This window comes from Arthrobacter sp. KBS0702 (genome assembly GCF_005937985.2).
GTDB lineage: Bacteria > Actinomycetota > Actinomycetes > Actinomycetales > Micrococcaceae > Arthrobacter.
In genome coordinates, this window is the sequence record NZ_CP042172.1 from 366,723 (window position 1) to 381,043 (window position 14,321).

Consider the following 14,321-nt stretch of genomic DNA (forward strand, 5'->3'; position numbering starts at 1 on the left):
TGTCGCCGAGCTGGAGGGGGCGGCCGGACAGGAACTAGGAGTGAGCGGCTGGCACCGTCTGGAGCAATCCCAGATCCAGGCCTTCGCCGACGCCACCCTGGACCAGCAGTGGATCCACACCGACCCGGAGCGGGCCGCCCACGGTCCCTTCGGCGCCACCGTGGCCCACGGCTACCTGAGCCTCTCGATGCTGCCGTACCTGGCCGGACAGGTCTACCGGGTCCAGGGCGCTGAATCGGTCATCAATTACGGACTGGACAAGGTCAGGTTCCCGGCCCCGGCCAGGGTCGGTTCCCGCATCCGGGACCGGGTGACGCTGACCTCGGTGACCGGGACGGCGAACGGCCGGCAGCTGAAGGTCCTGCACCGGATCGAGCTGGAGGGCTCCGACAAGCCCGCCTGCATCGCCGAAACCGTGTCCCTCCTGAGGATTTGAGGCGGCACCCCGGTCCGCTCCGCACCACTGCACCAACTGCACCAACACCATCCGAACAATGAAGTTTGCGGCCGAGCCGGCTTGCCGGCTCCTCACAAGGAAGATATTCCGTGGTTACTGAAAACATGAACGTGAAATACGCTGAGCCACAGACAGCCAATACTGCTGCCGACCCGGAGGTGTCCCCGGCGGAACTGCGCCGGACCTCAATCTCCTCCTGGCTCGGCTCGGCGCTGGAATACATGGACTTCACGCTCTACACGCTGGCAGCCGCGCTGGTCTTCGGGCCGCTGTTCTTCCCGAACACAGACCCGGCGATGGCCCTGCTGGCCAGCTTCGCCGCCTACGGTTCCGGTTTTCTCGTCCGGCCCCTCGGCGGCATCTACTTCGGATACCTGGGAGACAAGTACGGCCGCAAATCCGTCCTCGTCATAACGGTAGGGATGATGGGGCTCGCCACCCTTGGGATGGGCCTGCTGCCCACGTATGCCCAGATCGGAGTCGCCGCCCCCGTCCTGCTGGTCCTGCTACGCCTCATCCAGGGTTTCGGCGCCGGCGCCGAACTTTCAGGCGCCTCGCTCCTGCTGGTCGAGTCGGCGCCCAGCGCCCGCCGCGGCTTCTACGGCGCGGTCGTGGCCCTGGGGACCGCAACGGGGGTGCTCCTGGCCAGCGCCCTCTGGCTGCTGATGTCGCAACTGCCGAAGGACCAGTTCCTGAGCTGGGGCTGGCGTATCCCGTTCCTGCTCAGCGTTGCCACCACTCTTGTAGCGTTGTACCTGCGGCGCACCGTGAACGAATCGCCCGTCTTTGAGATCGTCAAGCAGCGCCGGGAGGCGGCCCGCGCCGGAGCGAAACAGCAAAGCGTGTGGCGCGATGCTGCAGATGCCCGGAAGCCGTTCCTGGTGTCCCTGGGAATCAAGCTGGGCGAGAACGGCTCGGTGTACCTCGTCAAGGGCTTCCTCATCGGCTGGACCGTGTCCGTCGTGAAGATGGATGCCAACCTGGTCACGACCGGCGTGACGCTGGGCTCTATCCTGGGGATCCTCACCGTGCTGCTGACCGGCAAGCTCACCGATAAGTATGGCCGCAGAATCGTGTGGCTGTGGCTCTCGGCCTTCCAGTTCGCCTTCACCATCCCCGCGATGCTCCTGATCGAAACCCGGAACCCGGTCCTGGTGGCCCTGGTGTTCGTCATCTACATTGGCGGCCCGATTCCCAACATGTACGGAGTGGAATCAACGTGGCTGGTTGAAATGTTCGGTTCCAAGCGCAGGTTCTCCTTCATGACCACGGTCAAGGAGGTGGGCGCCGTCCTCTCCGGAGGCCTTGGCCCCATCCTGGCCGCCGCCGTAGTCGCCGCAACAGGGCCGGGATGGCTCCCCGTGGCAGGGATCCTGATGAGTTACGCAGCAATCGGCTGGGTCTCTGGTTTCTTCGCCCCCGAAACCCGGGGCAGGGACCTGAACGCCGAGGCGGACGCCTGCTGACCCCCGGACGTAACTGACGCCCGGACGTAACTAGGGCAGGAACCGGTAGCCGATCCCCGCCTCGGTGAGCAGGTGCCGCGGCGCGGCGGCATCCGGTTCCAGCTTGCGGCGGAGCTGAGCCATGTAAACGCGGAGGTAGTTGGTCTCCTTGGCGTAGGCCGGGCCCCAGACCTCGGACAGCAGCTGCTGCTGCGTGACGAGTTTCTCGGGGTTCCGCACCAGCACCTCAAGCATTTTCCATTCCGTCGGGGTGAGCCGGACGTCCTCGCCGTCACGGGTGACCCGGCGCTTGCCGAGGTCCACAGTGAAGGCATCGGTCGCGACGATCGGCGGCTCGGCGCCGTCGGCGCTGCGGCGCAGGAGCGCCCGCAGCCGGGCCAGCAGTTCGTCCAGCCCGAACGGCTTCGTGATGTAGTCGTCCGCGCCCGCGTCCAGGGCCTGGACCTTGTCCTCGGAGCCGTGGCGGGCCGAGAGCACCAGCACGGGAACCTGGCTCCAGCTGCGGAGTTTCGCCAGGACGGCGGTGCCGTCCATGTCCGGCAGGCCAAGATCCAGGATGACCAGCGCCGGAGGGGTGCGGGCCGCGGCGAGGAGTGCGGACTGTCCGTCCTCGGCCGCGATGACTTGGTAGCCGTGGGCCCGCAGCGTGATGCGCAAGGCGCGCAGCAGGTAGGGGTCGTCGTCCACCACCAGCACCGCGGTCATGGCACGTCCGTCGGGGACGAAAGGATCGGCGGTGCGTGGTGTCGGCCGACCATGGCCGACTGGGGCTCCAGCGGCGCCTGACCCGGCCGCTTCTGGACGGGCGTCCCCTCGGACAGCGGCAGGCTGACTACCATGGTCAGTCCGCCGCCCGGGGTGGCTTCCGCGCTCAACCGGCCACCCATCGCCTCGGTGAATCCCTTGGCTACGGCCAGGCCGAGGCCGACGCCGGCGGCCCGGCTCGCGTCGTCCAGACGCTGGAAGGGGCGGAACATCTCCACCACCTCCTCCGCCGGGACGCCTGTGCCGTGGTCGATGATCCGCAGTTCCCCTGCGGGCCGGCCGCCCGCGGTGGCCGCGCCGAGGCCGCCCGCGCTGCCGGTCAGCACAATGTCCGAATCCGGGGCGTATTTGACCGCGTTTTCGACAATGTTCGCAATCACGCGCTCGAGCATGCCGGGATCGGCATCGACCTCCGGCATGTTCGCCGGCAGCTCCACCCGGACCCGTTCCGCCGGAATTCCGTGCAGGCCGCCGCTGACCACCTCGTACCAGCGCACGGGCCGGAGCCGGGGGTGGACGGAATCGGACGTGATCCGGGACATGTCCAACAGGTTCGCCACCAGGGCCTCGAGCCGGTCGGAGCACTCTTCGATGGTCTCCAGCAGCTCCTGCTCCTCTTCCCGGGTGTAGCGGACACCTTCTTGGCGCAGTCCGCCGACCGCGAGCTTGATGCCTGCCAGGGGCGTGCGGAGGTCATGCGAGACGGCGCGCAGCAGCGAGGTGCGCATGGTGTTGCTCTCGGCGAGACGCCGTAGCTGGCTCCGGCTCGCCAGCAGCTGCTGGTTCTCCAGCTGGGCCAGCAGGTGCACGCCGAAGGCGCCGAGCAGGCGTCGGTCGCTGGCCGGCAGCACCCGACCGGAGAGGACCAGCCGGGTGCCGGCGTTGATCTCTTCGACGTTGTCGCCGGTGGGGCCGGCCTCCCCGACGTCCTGGGCCGTCGCCGAGGCGAAGTCGCCGACGCCGGCCAGCAGCCGCCACTGCCTGTTTCCGTCCGACGGGCCTCCGTCCGACGGCCTTCCGTCGGGCACCGCGGTTGCCGGACCGGCGTCGGCGTCCCCGCCGGCGAGGCCGAACAGCGCCGCGCCGCGGACCTGGAAGACATCCAGTGCCTGTTCCAGCAGGCCCGTCACGGTGTCCTCGGACCCGGCGGCCCCGCGCGAGAGCTCGGCCAGGGTCGTCGCTTCGGCCCGGGCCCGCGCGGCCTCCTTGGAGCGCCGGGCGGAGCGGTCGACGACGGCGGCGACGGCGGCGGACACGCCGACGAACACCAGCAGGGCCAGGACATTCTGGGCGTCGCTGATGGTCAGGTTGCCCACCGGCGGGGTGGAGAAATAGTTCACCAGCAGGCTGCTCCACAGGGCCGCGAGGACTGCCGGCCAGAGCCCGCCTACCAGGGCCACCGCGACGGAGCCCGTGAGCTGGACCAGCATCGAGGTGGCCAGGTTCTTGTCCGGATTCATTTCCAGCAGCAGCTGGAGCGCCGCAGGAACAACTACTGCCAGGCCAAAGCCGACGGTGACCCGGGTCCGGCCCAGGTCCCCCCGCCTGCTCCGCCGGACGCCGCTTGGCCCGCTCTGCTGGGGCACCAGGTGGACATCGAGGCCGGACGAGTCGCGGAGTACCTTGGCCGCGGTGCCTCCGCCCCGCAGCCCGGTCATCAGCCGCGCCGCCGTGCCCCGGCGGGAGACGCCGAGCACCAGCTGGGAGGCGTTGACGCTGCGGGCGAAGTCCAGGAGCGCCTCGGACGTTTCGTCGCCGGTGACCACGTGGTAACTGCCGCCGAGGCTCTGGACCAGCTGCCGCTGCGCCTCAAGGGCCTGCAGCGACTCAGCTCCCGCGCCGTCCGAAGCCCGGACATGGACTGCCAGCAGGTCGTTGCCGCTGACGCGGTTGAGCAGCCGGGCGCCGCGGCGGATCAGCGTCTCGCCCTCGGCCCCGCCCGCCAGCCCGACCACGACGCGCTCGCGGGCCGGCCAGTTGGCGTCGATCCGGCTCCCCTCCCGGTAGCTGGCCAGGCCCTCGTCGACCCTGTCTGCCAGCCACAAAAGTGCGAGTTCACGCAGTGCCGCCAGGTTTCCGGGGCGGAAATAGTTGGACAGCGCCGCGTCAATGCGGTCGGCCGGCACGATCTTCCCGGCGGCGAGGCGCTCCCGGAGCAGCTCGGGAGAGAGGTCCACCAGCTGCAGCTCTTCGGCCCGCCGGACGATGCCGTCGGGAACGGTCTCCGTGGGGCGTACGTGCGTGATGGCGCTGACGACGTCCGCCAGGGAGTCCAGCTGCTGGATGTCCAGGGTGGACAGCACGTTGATCCCCGCTGCCAGCAGGTCGTCGATGTCCTGCCAGCGGTGTCGGTTCCGGCTGCCGGGAACGTTGGTGTGTGCATACTCGTCCACAATCGCGGTGGAGGGAGCCCGGCGCAGGGCCGCTTCCAGGTCCAGTTCCTCGACGTCGACCTGGCCAAGGGGCACGCGCCTGGGCTTGATCGTTTCAAGGCCGGCTAGCAGTTCCCGGGTGTCCCTCCGGCCGCGGTCGCGGGCGAAGGCGACCACCACGTCCTCGCCGGAACTCCGGAGCCGGTGCCCTTCCCGGAGCATGGCGTAGGTCTTACCGACCCCCGGCGCGGACCCCAGGAAGATGCGCAGCGTTCCACGTGCCATGCAGTCATTCTTCCATTCCGGCCAGCGTCCGGCGGGGGAGGGCGGCGTCAAGGATTCATCAAGATCCGCGCCGCGGTGGGGTCCGGCCACCCGGCCGCTGCTAGTTTCGCAACTGAGGGGCAGAACGCGGCGCCCGCCCGTCAGAGAGGCGCCGGGAGAAAGGCACACCATGACCACCCTGAGCAGGCCCCCGGCCGACCCATCGGCGCCGAGGCCCGGCCGCAAGACCGCGCTCCGGAAGTGGCTGCTGGTGGGGCTGCAGGACAGCAAGGGCGCGCACCAGGGCCCCGGCGGCGTGCCCACGGCCCAGGAGAAGAAGCACTCCTGGTGGCAGGTGATGTGCCTGACCGGCGTCGACTACTTCTCCACCCTGGGCTACCAGCCCGCCATCGCCGCGCTCGCCGCCGGCGTGATCTCGCCGCTGGCCACGCTGGTCCTGGTGGCGATCACCCTGCTGGGTGCGCTGCCGGTCTACCGGAGGGTCGCCGGCGAGAGCCACCGCGGCGAAGGCTCAATCGCCATGCTGGAGCGGCTGATGCCGCGCTGGGGCGGGAAGCTCTTCGTGCTGGTGCTGCTGGGCTTCGCCGCGACGGACTTCATGATCACCATGACGCTCTCCGCAGCGGACGCGACAGCCCACTTGGTCGAGAACCCGATCAGCCCGGACTGGCTGCACGGCCAGAACGTGGCCATCACGCTGGTCCTGCTGGCCCTGCTCGCCGCGGTGTTCCTTCGCGGCTTCAAGGAGGCGATCGGCGTCGCGGTCGGGATTGTGGGCGTGTACCTGGCTCTGAACGTCGTGGTGGTTGCGGTATCGCTGTGGGAGGTACTGACCCATCCGCTGGCGGTCGGCAACTGGTGGGAAGCGATCTCCTCCTCCCACGGGAATCCATTGCTGGCCGTGGGGTTCGCGCTGCTGGTCTTCCCCAAACTGGCCCTGGGCCTGTCCGGGTTCGAGACCGGCGTCGCGGTGATGCCGCAGATCAAGGGCCACCCGGAGGACACCGAGGAGAACCCGGAGGGCAGGATCGACGGCGCCCGCAAGCTGCTGACGACGGCCGCGCTGATCATGAGCACATTCCTGATCATCAGCAGCTTCACCACCGTGGTGCTGATCCCGGAGAACGAGTTCCAGCCGGGCGGCCAGGCCAACGGCCGCGCCTTGGCGTTCCTGGCCCACGAACAGCTCGGGGTGGGCTTCGGCACCGTCTATGACGTTTCCACCATCGCCATCCTCTGGTTCGCCGGAGCGTCCGCCATGGCCGGGCTGCTTAACCTTGTCCCGCGCTACCTGCCGCGCTACGGCATGGCGCCCGGCTGGGCCCGGGCGGTCCGGCCGCTGGTGCTGGTCTTCACCCTGGTCGGCTTCCTGATCACGTGGATTTTCGACGCCGACGTCGACGCCCAGGGCGGCGCGTACGCCACCGGCGTCCTGGTGCTGATGACCTCCGCGGCCATTGCGGTGACCCTTTCGGCCCGTCGGAAGCGGCAACGCAAACGCACCGTCGGCTTCGGCGTGATCGCCGTCGTCTTCGTTTACACCACCGTGGCGAACGTCGTCGAACGCCCCGAAGGCATCCGCATCGCCTCGATCTTCATCCTGGGCATCATCGTCATTTCCCTGCTGTCGCGGGCGCGGCGCTCCTTCGAACTGCACGCCACCCACGTACACATGGACCGGCAGGCGCTGGAGTTCATGTCCGATGAACTCGACGGTCCGCTGCGCATCGTGGCCCACGAGCCGCTGCGGCTGAGCGCGGAGGCCTACCGGCAGAAGCTGGAGTCCGCGATCGAGGTCAGCCACTTGCCGCTGGATTACCAGGCACTCTTCCTCGAGGTCATCGTGGACGATTCCTCGGATTTTGAAACCGAACTGGAGGTCCGCGGCATCACCCGGCACGGCTACCGGATCCTGGAGGTACACGGCCCCGTCGTCCCCAACACGATCGCCTCGGTACTGCTGCACATCCGCGACGTGACCGGGCTGATGCCGCACATCTATTTCCGCTGGACCGAAGGAAACCCGGTCACCAACCTGCTGCGCTTCCTTGCCTTCGGCGAGGGGGAAATCGCGCCGGTCACCCGCGAGGTGCTCCGCGAAGCCGAACCCGACGTGACCCGGCGGCCGTGGGTGCACGTCGGCTAGTAGGGCCCCAGGGCGGTCCGGGGAAGGCTACGCGGACACCAGGGATTTCGACAGGATGGTCCCGCCGACACCGGCCAGGACGGCGCCCGAGCCACCGGTGACGATCCGGTGCACGCGGGGACGGGCCAATACCGCGGAGACCCTCTTGAGCGCCTGCACCAGAAGGACGTACCACGCAAGCGCGGTGAGCAGGAAGATGCCGGCCATCAGCGCATGCTGTTCCAGCGGGGGAAGCGGGCCGAGGTCGAATTGAGGGAAGAGGGACAGGTAGAACACGGCGACCTTGGGGTTGAGTAAATTGCTCACCACGCCCTGCAGGAAGGGCGAGCCGCCGCTGAACCGCGGCCCCGGCTCGGACACCTTCGGCTGGCTGCGGGCGCGCCCGAAAGCCTCCCGCAGGGCGCTGACCCCCAGGAAGATCAGGTAGGCAGCACCGGCGATCCTGACCGCCGTGCCAAGGATTTCCGACGCCCCCAGGAGGGCCGTAACACCAAGCACGGCAAGAAGGGCAAGGATCGTGTTGCCGACCATGATCCCGCCCGCAGTCGATGCCGCAGAGCCGGGGGCGCGATGCGCGTTCTTCAGCACGAGGGCGAAATCGGGGCCGGGGACGACCACCACAACGAGGCAGGTCAGCGCAAAGGCCAGGAGTTGTTCGACCATCAAGTACTGCTTCCGGAGGAGTGGATCATCGGCTCGGGCCAACCTTCACGCGGCGCCCTTAAAGTGTATCCGCGGCTGCCGGGGCGGCACGGCCCGGAAGCTGCGCGGCCCGGAAACACAGCAGCCCCTCCGGAGTGATACTCCGGAGGGGCTGTGCGGTCTTCTAGGAGAAGTGTTCCGGCAGGCCGGGCCTTCCTGAAAGCTTAGAGCGGGCGGATGTTCTCAGCCTGGGGGCCCTTCGGACCCTGGGTGACGTCGAACTCGACCTTCTGGTTCTCGTCCAGCGAGCGGTAGCCGCTGGAAGCGATTGCCGAGTAGTGGGCGAAAACGTCGGCCGACCCGTCATCCGGGGCAATGAAGCCAAAACCCTTTTCGGCGTTGAACCATTTAACTGTGCCTGTAGCCATGCCTTTATCCTTCTGAAACGCTGCTGATCTCCGGCGGCCACGCAAGGCCAACGGCTGCGGAGACATTCGTCCGCTGTCCCCAACGTACGGGGCGCAGGGCCGCGGTGCAAGAGTCTGAGTGCGGGAGTTAATCCCGGGCGGGAGCTATAGTCGGCTCACCATGTCAACAATCTCGGTGGTCATCCCCACCCGGAACGACGCACAGCTCCTGGCTGTGTGCCTTGAGGCCCTCGCCCGGCAGAGCCGCCGCGCCGACGAGGTCATCGTGGTGGACAACGGCAGCACGGACACTACGGCGGAGGTTTGCGCGGCCGCCGGCGTGCGGCGGATCGCCGTTGACGTGCCCGGGATCGCGGCGGCAACCGCCCGCGGCTTCGACGAGGCCCGCTCCGCCGTGATCGCCCGGCTGGACACGGATTCCGTGCCGCCGCCGGACTGGCTGGAACGCGTGGCGGCCATCCTTGAGCGCGCCGGCCCGCTGTCCGCTGTCACCGGTCCCGGAGATTTTTACGGCGGGAGCCGCTTCGCGCGCTGGGTGGGCCGCAGTATCTACATCGCGGGCTATTTCTGGGCTGTCGGCCACCTGCTGGGGCACCCGCCGCTGTTTGGCTCCAACTTCGCCGTTCGGGCCGAGGTCTGGGAGCGGATCCGCGGCGCCGTCCACCGGGGCCTGCCGCCGGTCCACGACGATCTCGACATCTCGTACCAGATTCCGCCCGAGGTGGCGGTGATCTGCGATCCGACGCTGCGGGTGGGTGTCTCGGCGCGGCCGTTCGAGAGCCGGCACGCCGTCGGCCGCCGGCTGTCGATGGCGTGGACGACGTTCGGCGTCGAGTTCAGGTCCGAGCCGCCGCTGCGGCGGCGCCGTCGCCGCAAGGCGTGGGAACGCGCCCACCCCCGGTAGGAGCGGCCGGGACCGGGGTCACTCGGTGCCGGCGTAGAGCGCGATCAGGTCCCGGCTCATCTGGTGCGGGGAGGTCTCGCTGGGGCTGTGGCCGCCCCGGTAGACGGCGATCTTCGCGCCGATCGCCTGCGCGAAGCGGCGATGCAGCGCCAACGGCCAGAGGTCGTGTTCGCCGACGGCGACAAACTTCGGCAGCGTCGCGGCGGCCAGCACGGGCCGCAGGTCCGGGGCATGCTGCATCAACACGAAGATGTCGCTCACGGATTTCCGGCGGGTGAAGCCGAACCGGTAGCGCACAAAACGTATCCGGTTCGGCGCCACCCGGACGATGTTGCTGCGGATGCCCCAGATCATGAGAGCGGCGCCGACCCTGCCGCTGGCCCAGCCGCTGAACCGCCCGATCCGCTGGACCCCCCGGAAGCTGTTGCCGGGTTCGGGCGGACAGCTGAGCAGGGTCAGGCTGCGGAACAGCTCGGGACGCTGCGCGAACGCCACCTGGGCGACGAGCGCCGCGAAGGAGTACCCGACGACGTGCGCGGCACCTTCGCCGGACTCGAGCAGGGCGATCAAGTCGTCGGCGAAAAGCCGGTAATCGTAGTGCTTCCGCGGCGGCTTGAGGTTTTCCGGCCCGGCGCCGGCGGACTCGTACTGGCCGGCGATGTCGCAGCTGAGCACAAAGTAGCCCGCGGCGGAGAGCCGGGGCAGCATCAGCGAGAAATCCTCCTTCGACCCGGTGGCACCAGGGATCATCAGGACCCGCGGATTGGCCGGGTCGCCCATCGACAGGGTGGCCAATGCGCCGCTGGGGGCCCGGAAGTGGCCGCGGACGGCTCCGGCCGGCGGGGCGAACCAGTCGACGTCGGGCAGGGCGGCGTCCAGCCGGGCAGCCTCGTCGATGAGCCCCGAGCCGAAGACCCCGGGGTCCGGTTCCGGTGTGCCCGGAAGATTGCGGCCTGTTGACGCCATGGACTAAACATAGCCCCCGGCCCCGGCGGCGGTGCCCCGCCGGGGTTCCCGGCTGGTGGGCTCTCAGGTGCCGGCCACCCGGTGCACGAAGGCGTGAAGGCGGCGGTAAACCTCCTGCGACTCGGGGTAGCGGAAGTTCTGCTGCCAGGTGTGCTCGGTGTTCGGGGCGTCCCAGCCGTAAATCAGCGTGTCCACGGGCACCTCGTGCTCCCGCAGCCGGGCGATGAAGTTGAGGTTGGCGGTGTAGAAGAAGTCGCGTTCCGAGGTGGTCACGAAGACCGGCGGGAACCGGGCGTCGAGCCATTCGATCGGGGACAGGACCCCGGCCGCGGCGCGCAGTTCCGCAAAGCGGCTGCGGCCCCCTGCTGCCCGGGGCAGGAGCATCCGGACGAAGTTCAGGCTGAGGACGAAGCCCTTTTCGAAGAACACGGAGAAGTCCACCACGCTGCAGTGCTGCACCAGCCCCCGCAGGCTGGAGCCCGGGGTTGCCGGCGTCAGGGCGTAGTGGCCGGCCAATTCCGGTCGGAAGCTGGCGGCGGTCAGGAGGGCGGCGATCTGGCCGCCGGCGGAGTCGCCGCCGAGGACGATCCTGGCAGGGTCGCCGCCGTAGTCCGCGATGTGCTCGCGGACCCAGCCCAGCGCCGCATTGGCGTCCTGGAGGACGTGGGCCATGTGGAAGCGCGGGGCCCGGCGGTAGTTCACGTTGACCGCCACCATGCCGGCCGCGGCCTGGCTCGCGCAGTACTTGGTCAGCGCGGCCTTGTCTCCCGAAGTCCAGCCCCCGCCGTGGAAATAGACGTACACCGGCAGCGGCCCGGCGTCTTTGACCGTTGCGGTGCGAGCACCGCGCGGGGTGATCACGTCCAGGCGGTGTGCCCGGATGCCGTCCCCGACGAAGTCAATGTCGTGGAAGTAGTCGACGCCGGTGACCGGCTCGGCGTTGAAGCGGGTCCGTTCGGCGGGGCCCAGCGAATGCATCAAGGCCCGCCAGGCCCAGACCGGGACCCGGCGCAGCCCGCCGCGCGCGCGGCGTGCCATACCGAAGGCGCCGCCGGAGGGCTGGCGGGAAGGCCGGGGCGCCGGGGTCATGGTCCCATTCTAGCTGGCACGGTTGTGCTACGACGGTCACGGCAGCCTGCCCTGACCGTTCCAGCTTGCCCCGGCAGCCGTGCAGCTTCGCCTAGTCGGGCAGCTCCCGGACCGTGCCCGCCGCCCCGTCGACGGTGACGCGCTGGCCGGTATGCAGCCGGGCGGTCGCATCCGGCACGCCCACCACCGCGGGGATGCCGTACTCGCGGGCGACCACGGCCCCGTGCGAGATGACTCCGCCCATCTCCATGACCAGTGCGCCGGCCGTCATGAACAACGGGGTCCAGCCGGGGTCGGTCGAAGGAGCCACCAGAATTTCGCCGGGCTCAAGGCGGGCGCCCACCGGATCCAAAATCACCCTGACCGTCCCGGTGGCGGTGCCGGCCGAAGCGGGGGTTCCGGCGAGGGCGCCGGAGGGCGGTGCCTTTGCCATCACCGCGGCCTCCACATCGGTCCCGTCCGAGAGCAGCAGCCGCGGGATGTGGCGGCGGCGCAGTTCGACGTCGTACAGGCGGCGGCGGCCCGCGACAAGGGCGTGCATCCCGGCGCCCCGCAGGCCCACCCGGAGTTCGGCGAAGTCCAGGAAGAACACATCATCGGGCGCCGCGATAACCCCTGCGCGCACCAGCTCGGCGCCGATCAGCAACAATTGGCGGTGCATCTCGCCGAGGATCTTGATGATGTGGAACTTCGGCAGTTCGCGCAGGCCGGACAGTTCCCGGACCCGGCGCAGGGACAGCTCGAGCAGCCGGGCGCGCCACCTGCCATGGGCGCCGGCGCGCTCCACGAGGCTGCGGATCCTCTCCTCCGCATGCTCGGCGGCGCGGTTGAATTGCCGGTCCGGGGCTTGTTCCGGGTCCTCGACGCGCAGGTAATTGGAGATCATGCCGAGGATGTGGTCCGGCTCCTCGGACCAGCGCGGCATGCCGAGATCGATCTCGGCCACCGCGCGGTGGCCATACCGGGCCAGGAAGTCCCGGATCCCGGACTGCGCAGGCCCGGGAAGGGACCCGGCCCGGTACGCGGCCGCAAGCCGGCCCGGGTCCTGCGCCAGGAAGATGTCCCGCGAGAGGGGGTCGGCGCCGATGCCCTCCGCCAGCCGCCAGAGTTCCAGGTCCATCTCGGTGGTCACATTGTGCGGCAGCCCGCGCAGCACCGCCTCCAGCTCACGCGGCGGGGCAATGCCGCGCAGCAGCCGCCGCGCCACGGCCAGCATGATGTAGCCCACGGAAGGTCCGGGCAGGGTGGCGCGGATCAGCCCGTCAATGGTCCGGTTCGTGATCTGCTCGGTGTAGTCCAGCCGCTGCACGGCGCTCGCCGGCTCGGCCAGCACCAGCTCCGCTTCGAGGCGCTTCCCGTAGGCCTCGGCCCGGCGAAGTTCAGTCTCGGGCCGGAGCGCGGCACCAACCATCGCCGGGATCAGGCCGAGGAGCATGCCCAGGGTGGTGCTCGCCTCGCTGCCTTGGGCCTGAGGTCCACCGGCCGGTCGGCCGGGCCGGGGAGCGCGCTTCCGGCTCCGTGGCCTGACTGCGAAGCGCGGATCGGCCAACAGTTCGGGGAAGATCGCCGCCGATCTGCCGTCCGCCAGCGGGAGCACCCGCGTCAGGTAGCGGCGGCCCCACTTGTTGTGCACGACCGCGGTCAGGTCCACGTACATTCTCAGCCCGGGGTTGACGTAACGCCAGGGCCCCTTGCGGTTGCGCACCAGGCCAAGGGCCGCGAGTCCGATCGGCGTAATCGGGCGGGTGAGCCCCTGGAACAGGGTGCCGCAGAGGTAGACCCGCGTCCCGGCAGCGGGGTCGGGGTCGATCGGGGTCGGGGTGTTGGAGAACGGATCCTCCAGCGGATACAGCGTGGTGATCGGCCGGGACTGTGTCAGCCAGGCCTTGCCCACGGCATCGAAGACCCACTCCACATCCTGCGGCGTGCCGAACAGACGCTGGACGGCATCGCCGAGCCGGGTGAGTTCGGTGAGTTCGGCGTCCGCCAGGCTCCACCCGCGGGCGGGATCGTCGTCGCCCGGCACACGGGCCAGGACTGACGCCGTCGCGGTGTCCACAGTGAACTGGTCCGGGTTCACCGCCCCGGACACCACGGCCTGGCCCGCCCCGGGGCTGGCATTGATCACCGTCTCGGTCCGCGTACCGGTCACCGGGTTGGCGGTGAACATCACGCCCGCGGTGGCGGCGTCGACCATGACCTGGACGACGACGGCGAGGCCTACCTCGCGGTGGCTGATCCCGGTGGCAGACCGGTATGCCACCGCCCGGTCGCTCCACAGCGACGCCCAGCAGCGGTGGACCGCCTCGATCACCGCGTCCGGGCCGACGACGCCGGTGTACGAGTCCTGTTGGCCGGCAAAGCTGGCGAAAGGCAGGTCCTCGGCGGTGGCGGAGGACCGCACCGCGACGGCGGGATCCGCGCCCAGGGCGGCGTACGCCGTCCGCACCGCCGCTTCGACGTCGGCAGGAACCGCCGCGCCGCCGATCAGCCCGCGGGCGCTGGCAGCCATCTGGTCCATTTCCGGCTCGCCGAGAGCACCGGCGCCGCCGTCAGCGGCGGAGTCGAGGCGGGCCGCCAGAGCGTCCAGGCCGGCGGGGGCCGCCAGCCGGTACGCATCCGTGGTCAGGCAGAAACCGCGCGGGACGGGAAAGCCGGCGGCGGCAAGCTTTCCGAGATTCAGTGCCTTGCCGCCGACCAGCCGCAGGGGAGCGGAACCCGCCCGGCCCAGATCCAGGACAAAGCCGTCCAGCACCCGGCCACTCGGCACCTGGTCAACCCGTTCGGAGCTCATGGCACAC

General features: G+C 69.6%; 11 protein-coding genes. 4 read left to right on the top strand and 7 right to left on the bottom strand.

Features of this window, described 5'->3' with window-relative positions:
* The first annotated feature begins 40 nt into the window (after nt 1-40).
* Together FFF93_RS01755 and FFF93_RS01760 are read left to right on the top strand one after the other, a co-directional pair.
* On the top strand, nt 41-436 hold the full coding sequence (locus tag FFF93_RS01755; protein WP_315851469.1) for a MaoC family dehydratase: 396 nt from the start codon (nt 41-43) through the stop codon (nt 434-436).
* A 110-nt stretch (nt 437-546) separates the two neighbouring features.
* Complete coding sequence (locus FFF93_RS01760; protein ID WP_138767602.1) at nt 547-1,923, top strand: MFS transporter; 1,377 nt, start codon at nt 547-549, stop codon at nt 1,921-1,923.
* A 30-nt stretch (nt 1,924-1,953) separates the two neighbouring features.
* Here the strand turns inward: FFF93_RS01760 and FFF93_RS01765 are convergent, their stop codons facing one another.
* Complete coding sequence (locus tag FFF93_RS01765) at nt 1,954-2,628, bottom strand: response regulator (protein WP_138767601.1); 675 nt, start codon at nt 2,626-2,628, stop codon at nt 1,954-1,956.
* Nucleotides 2,625-5,345, bottom strand: coding sequence for a DUF4118 domain-containing protein (locus FFF93_RS01770; RefSeq protein WP_138767600.1), 2,721 nt, complete (start codon nt 5,343-5,345; stop codon nt 2,625-2,627). The genes FFF93_RS01765 and FFF93_RS01770 overlap by 4 nt, the downstream gene beginning before the upstream one ends.
* 169 nt (nt 5,346-5,514) lie before the next feature.
* On the opposite strand from FFF93_RS01770, the gene FFF93_RS01775 reads away from it, so the two are divergent.
* Nucleotides 5,515-7,491, top strand: a complete 1,977-nt coding sequence (locus FFF93_RS01775) for an amino acid transporter (RefSeq protein ID WP_138767599.1) — start codon at nt 5,515-5,517, stop codon at nt 7,489-7,491.
* A 27-nt stretch (nt 7,492-7,518) separates the two neighbouring features.
* On the opposite strand, the gene FFF93_RS01780 is transcribed toward FFF93_RS01775, so the two are convergent.
* Together FFF93_RS01780 and FFF93_RS01785 are read right to left on the bottom strand one after the other, a co-directional pair.
* Complete coding sequence (locus tag FFF93_RS01780) at nt 7,519-8,154, bottom strand: LysE family translocator (protein ID WP_138767598.1); 636 nt, start codon at nt 8,152-8,154, stop codon at nt 7,519-7,521.
* Between the two features lie 203 nt (nt 8,155-8,357).
* Nucleotides 8,358-8,561 (bottom strand): cold-shock protein, encoded by a 204-nt coding sequence (locus FFF93_RS01785; RefSeq protein WP_013599688.1) that lies wholly within the window; start codon nt 8,559-8,561, stop codon nt 8,358-8,360.
* 160 nt (nt 8,562-8,721) lie between these two features.
* Between FFF93_RS01785 and FFF93_RS01790 the strand changes: the two genes are divergently transcribed.
* Nucleotides 8,722-9,465 carry a glycosyltransferase family A protein gene (locus tag FFF93_RS01790; RefSeq protein ID WP_138767597.1) on the top strand — a complete coding sequence of 248 codons (744 nt, stop codon included), beginning with the start codon at nt 8,722-8,724 and terminating at the stop codon, nt 9,463-9,465.
* 18 nt (nt 9,466-9,483) lie between these two features.
* Here FFF93_RS01790 and FFF93_RS01795 read toward each other — a convergent pair whose 3' ends face one another.
* From FFF93_RS01795 to FFF93_RS01805, 3 genes are all read right to left on the bottom strand, one after another.
* The gene (locus tag FFF93_RS01795) at nt 9,484-10,431 is read right to left on the bottom strand and encodes an alpha/beta fold hydrolase (RefSeq protein WP_138767596.1); all 948 of its coding nucleotides are present in this window, start codon (nt 10,429-10,431) and stop codon (nt 9,484-9,486) included.
* Between the two features lie 63 nt (nt 10,432-10,494).
* A complete protein-coding gene (locus FFF93_RS01800) occupies nt 10,495-11,520 on the bottom strand; it encodes an alpha/beta hydrolase (RefSeq protein WP_261375253.1) in 1,026 nt (341 codons plus the stop codon).
* 91 nt (nt 11,521-11,611) lie between these two features.
* Entirely contained in the window at nt 11,612-14,314 is a 2,703-nt protein-coding gene (locus FFF93_RS01805; protein ID WP_138767595.1) for a PEP/pyruvate-binding domain-containing protein, read from the bottom strand.
* Nucleotides 14,315-14,321 lie beyond the last annotated feature (7 nt).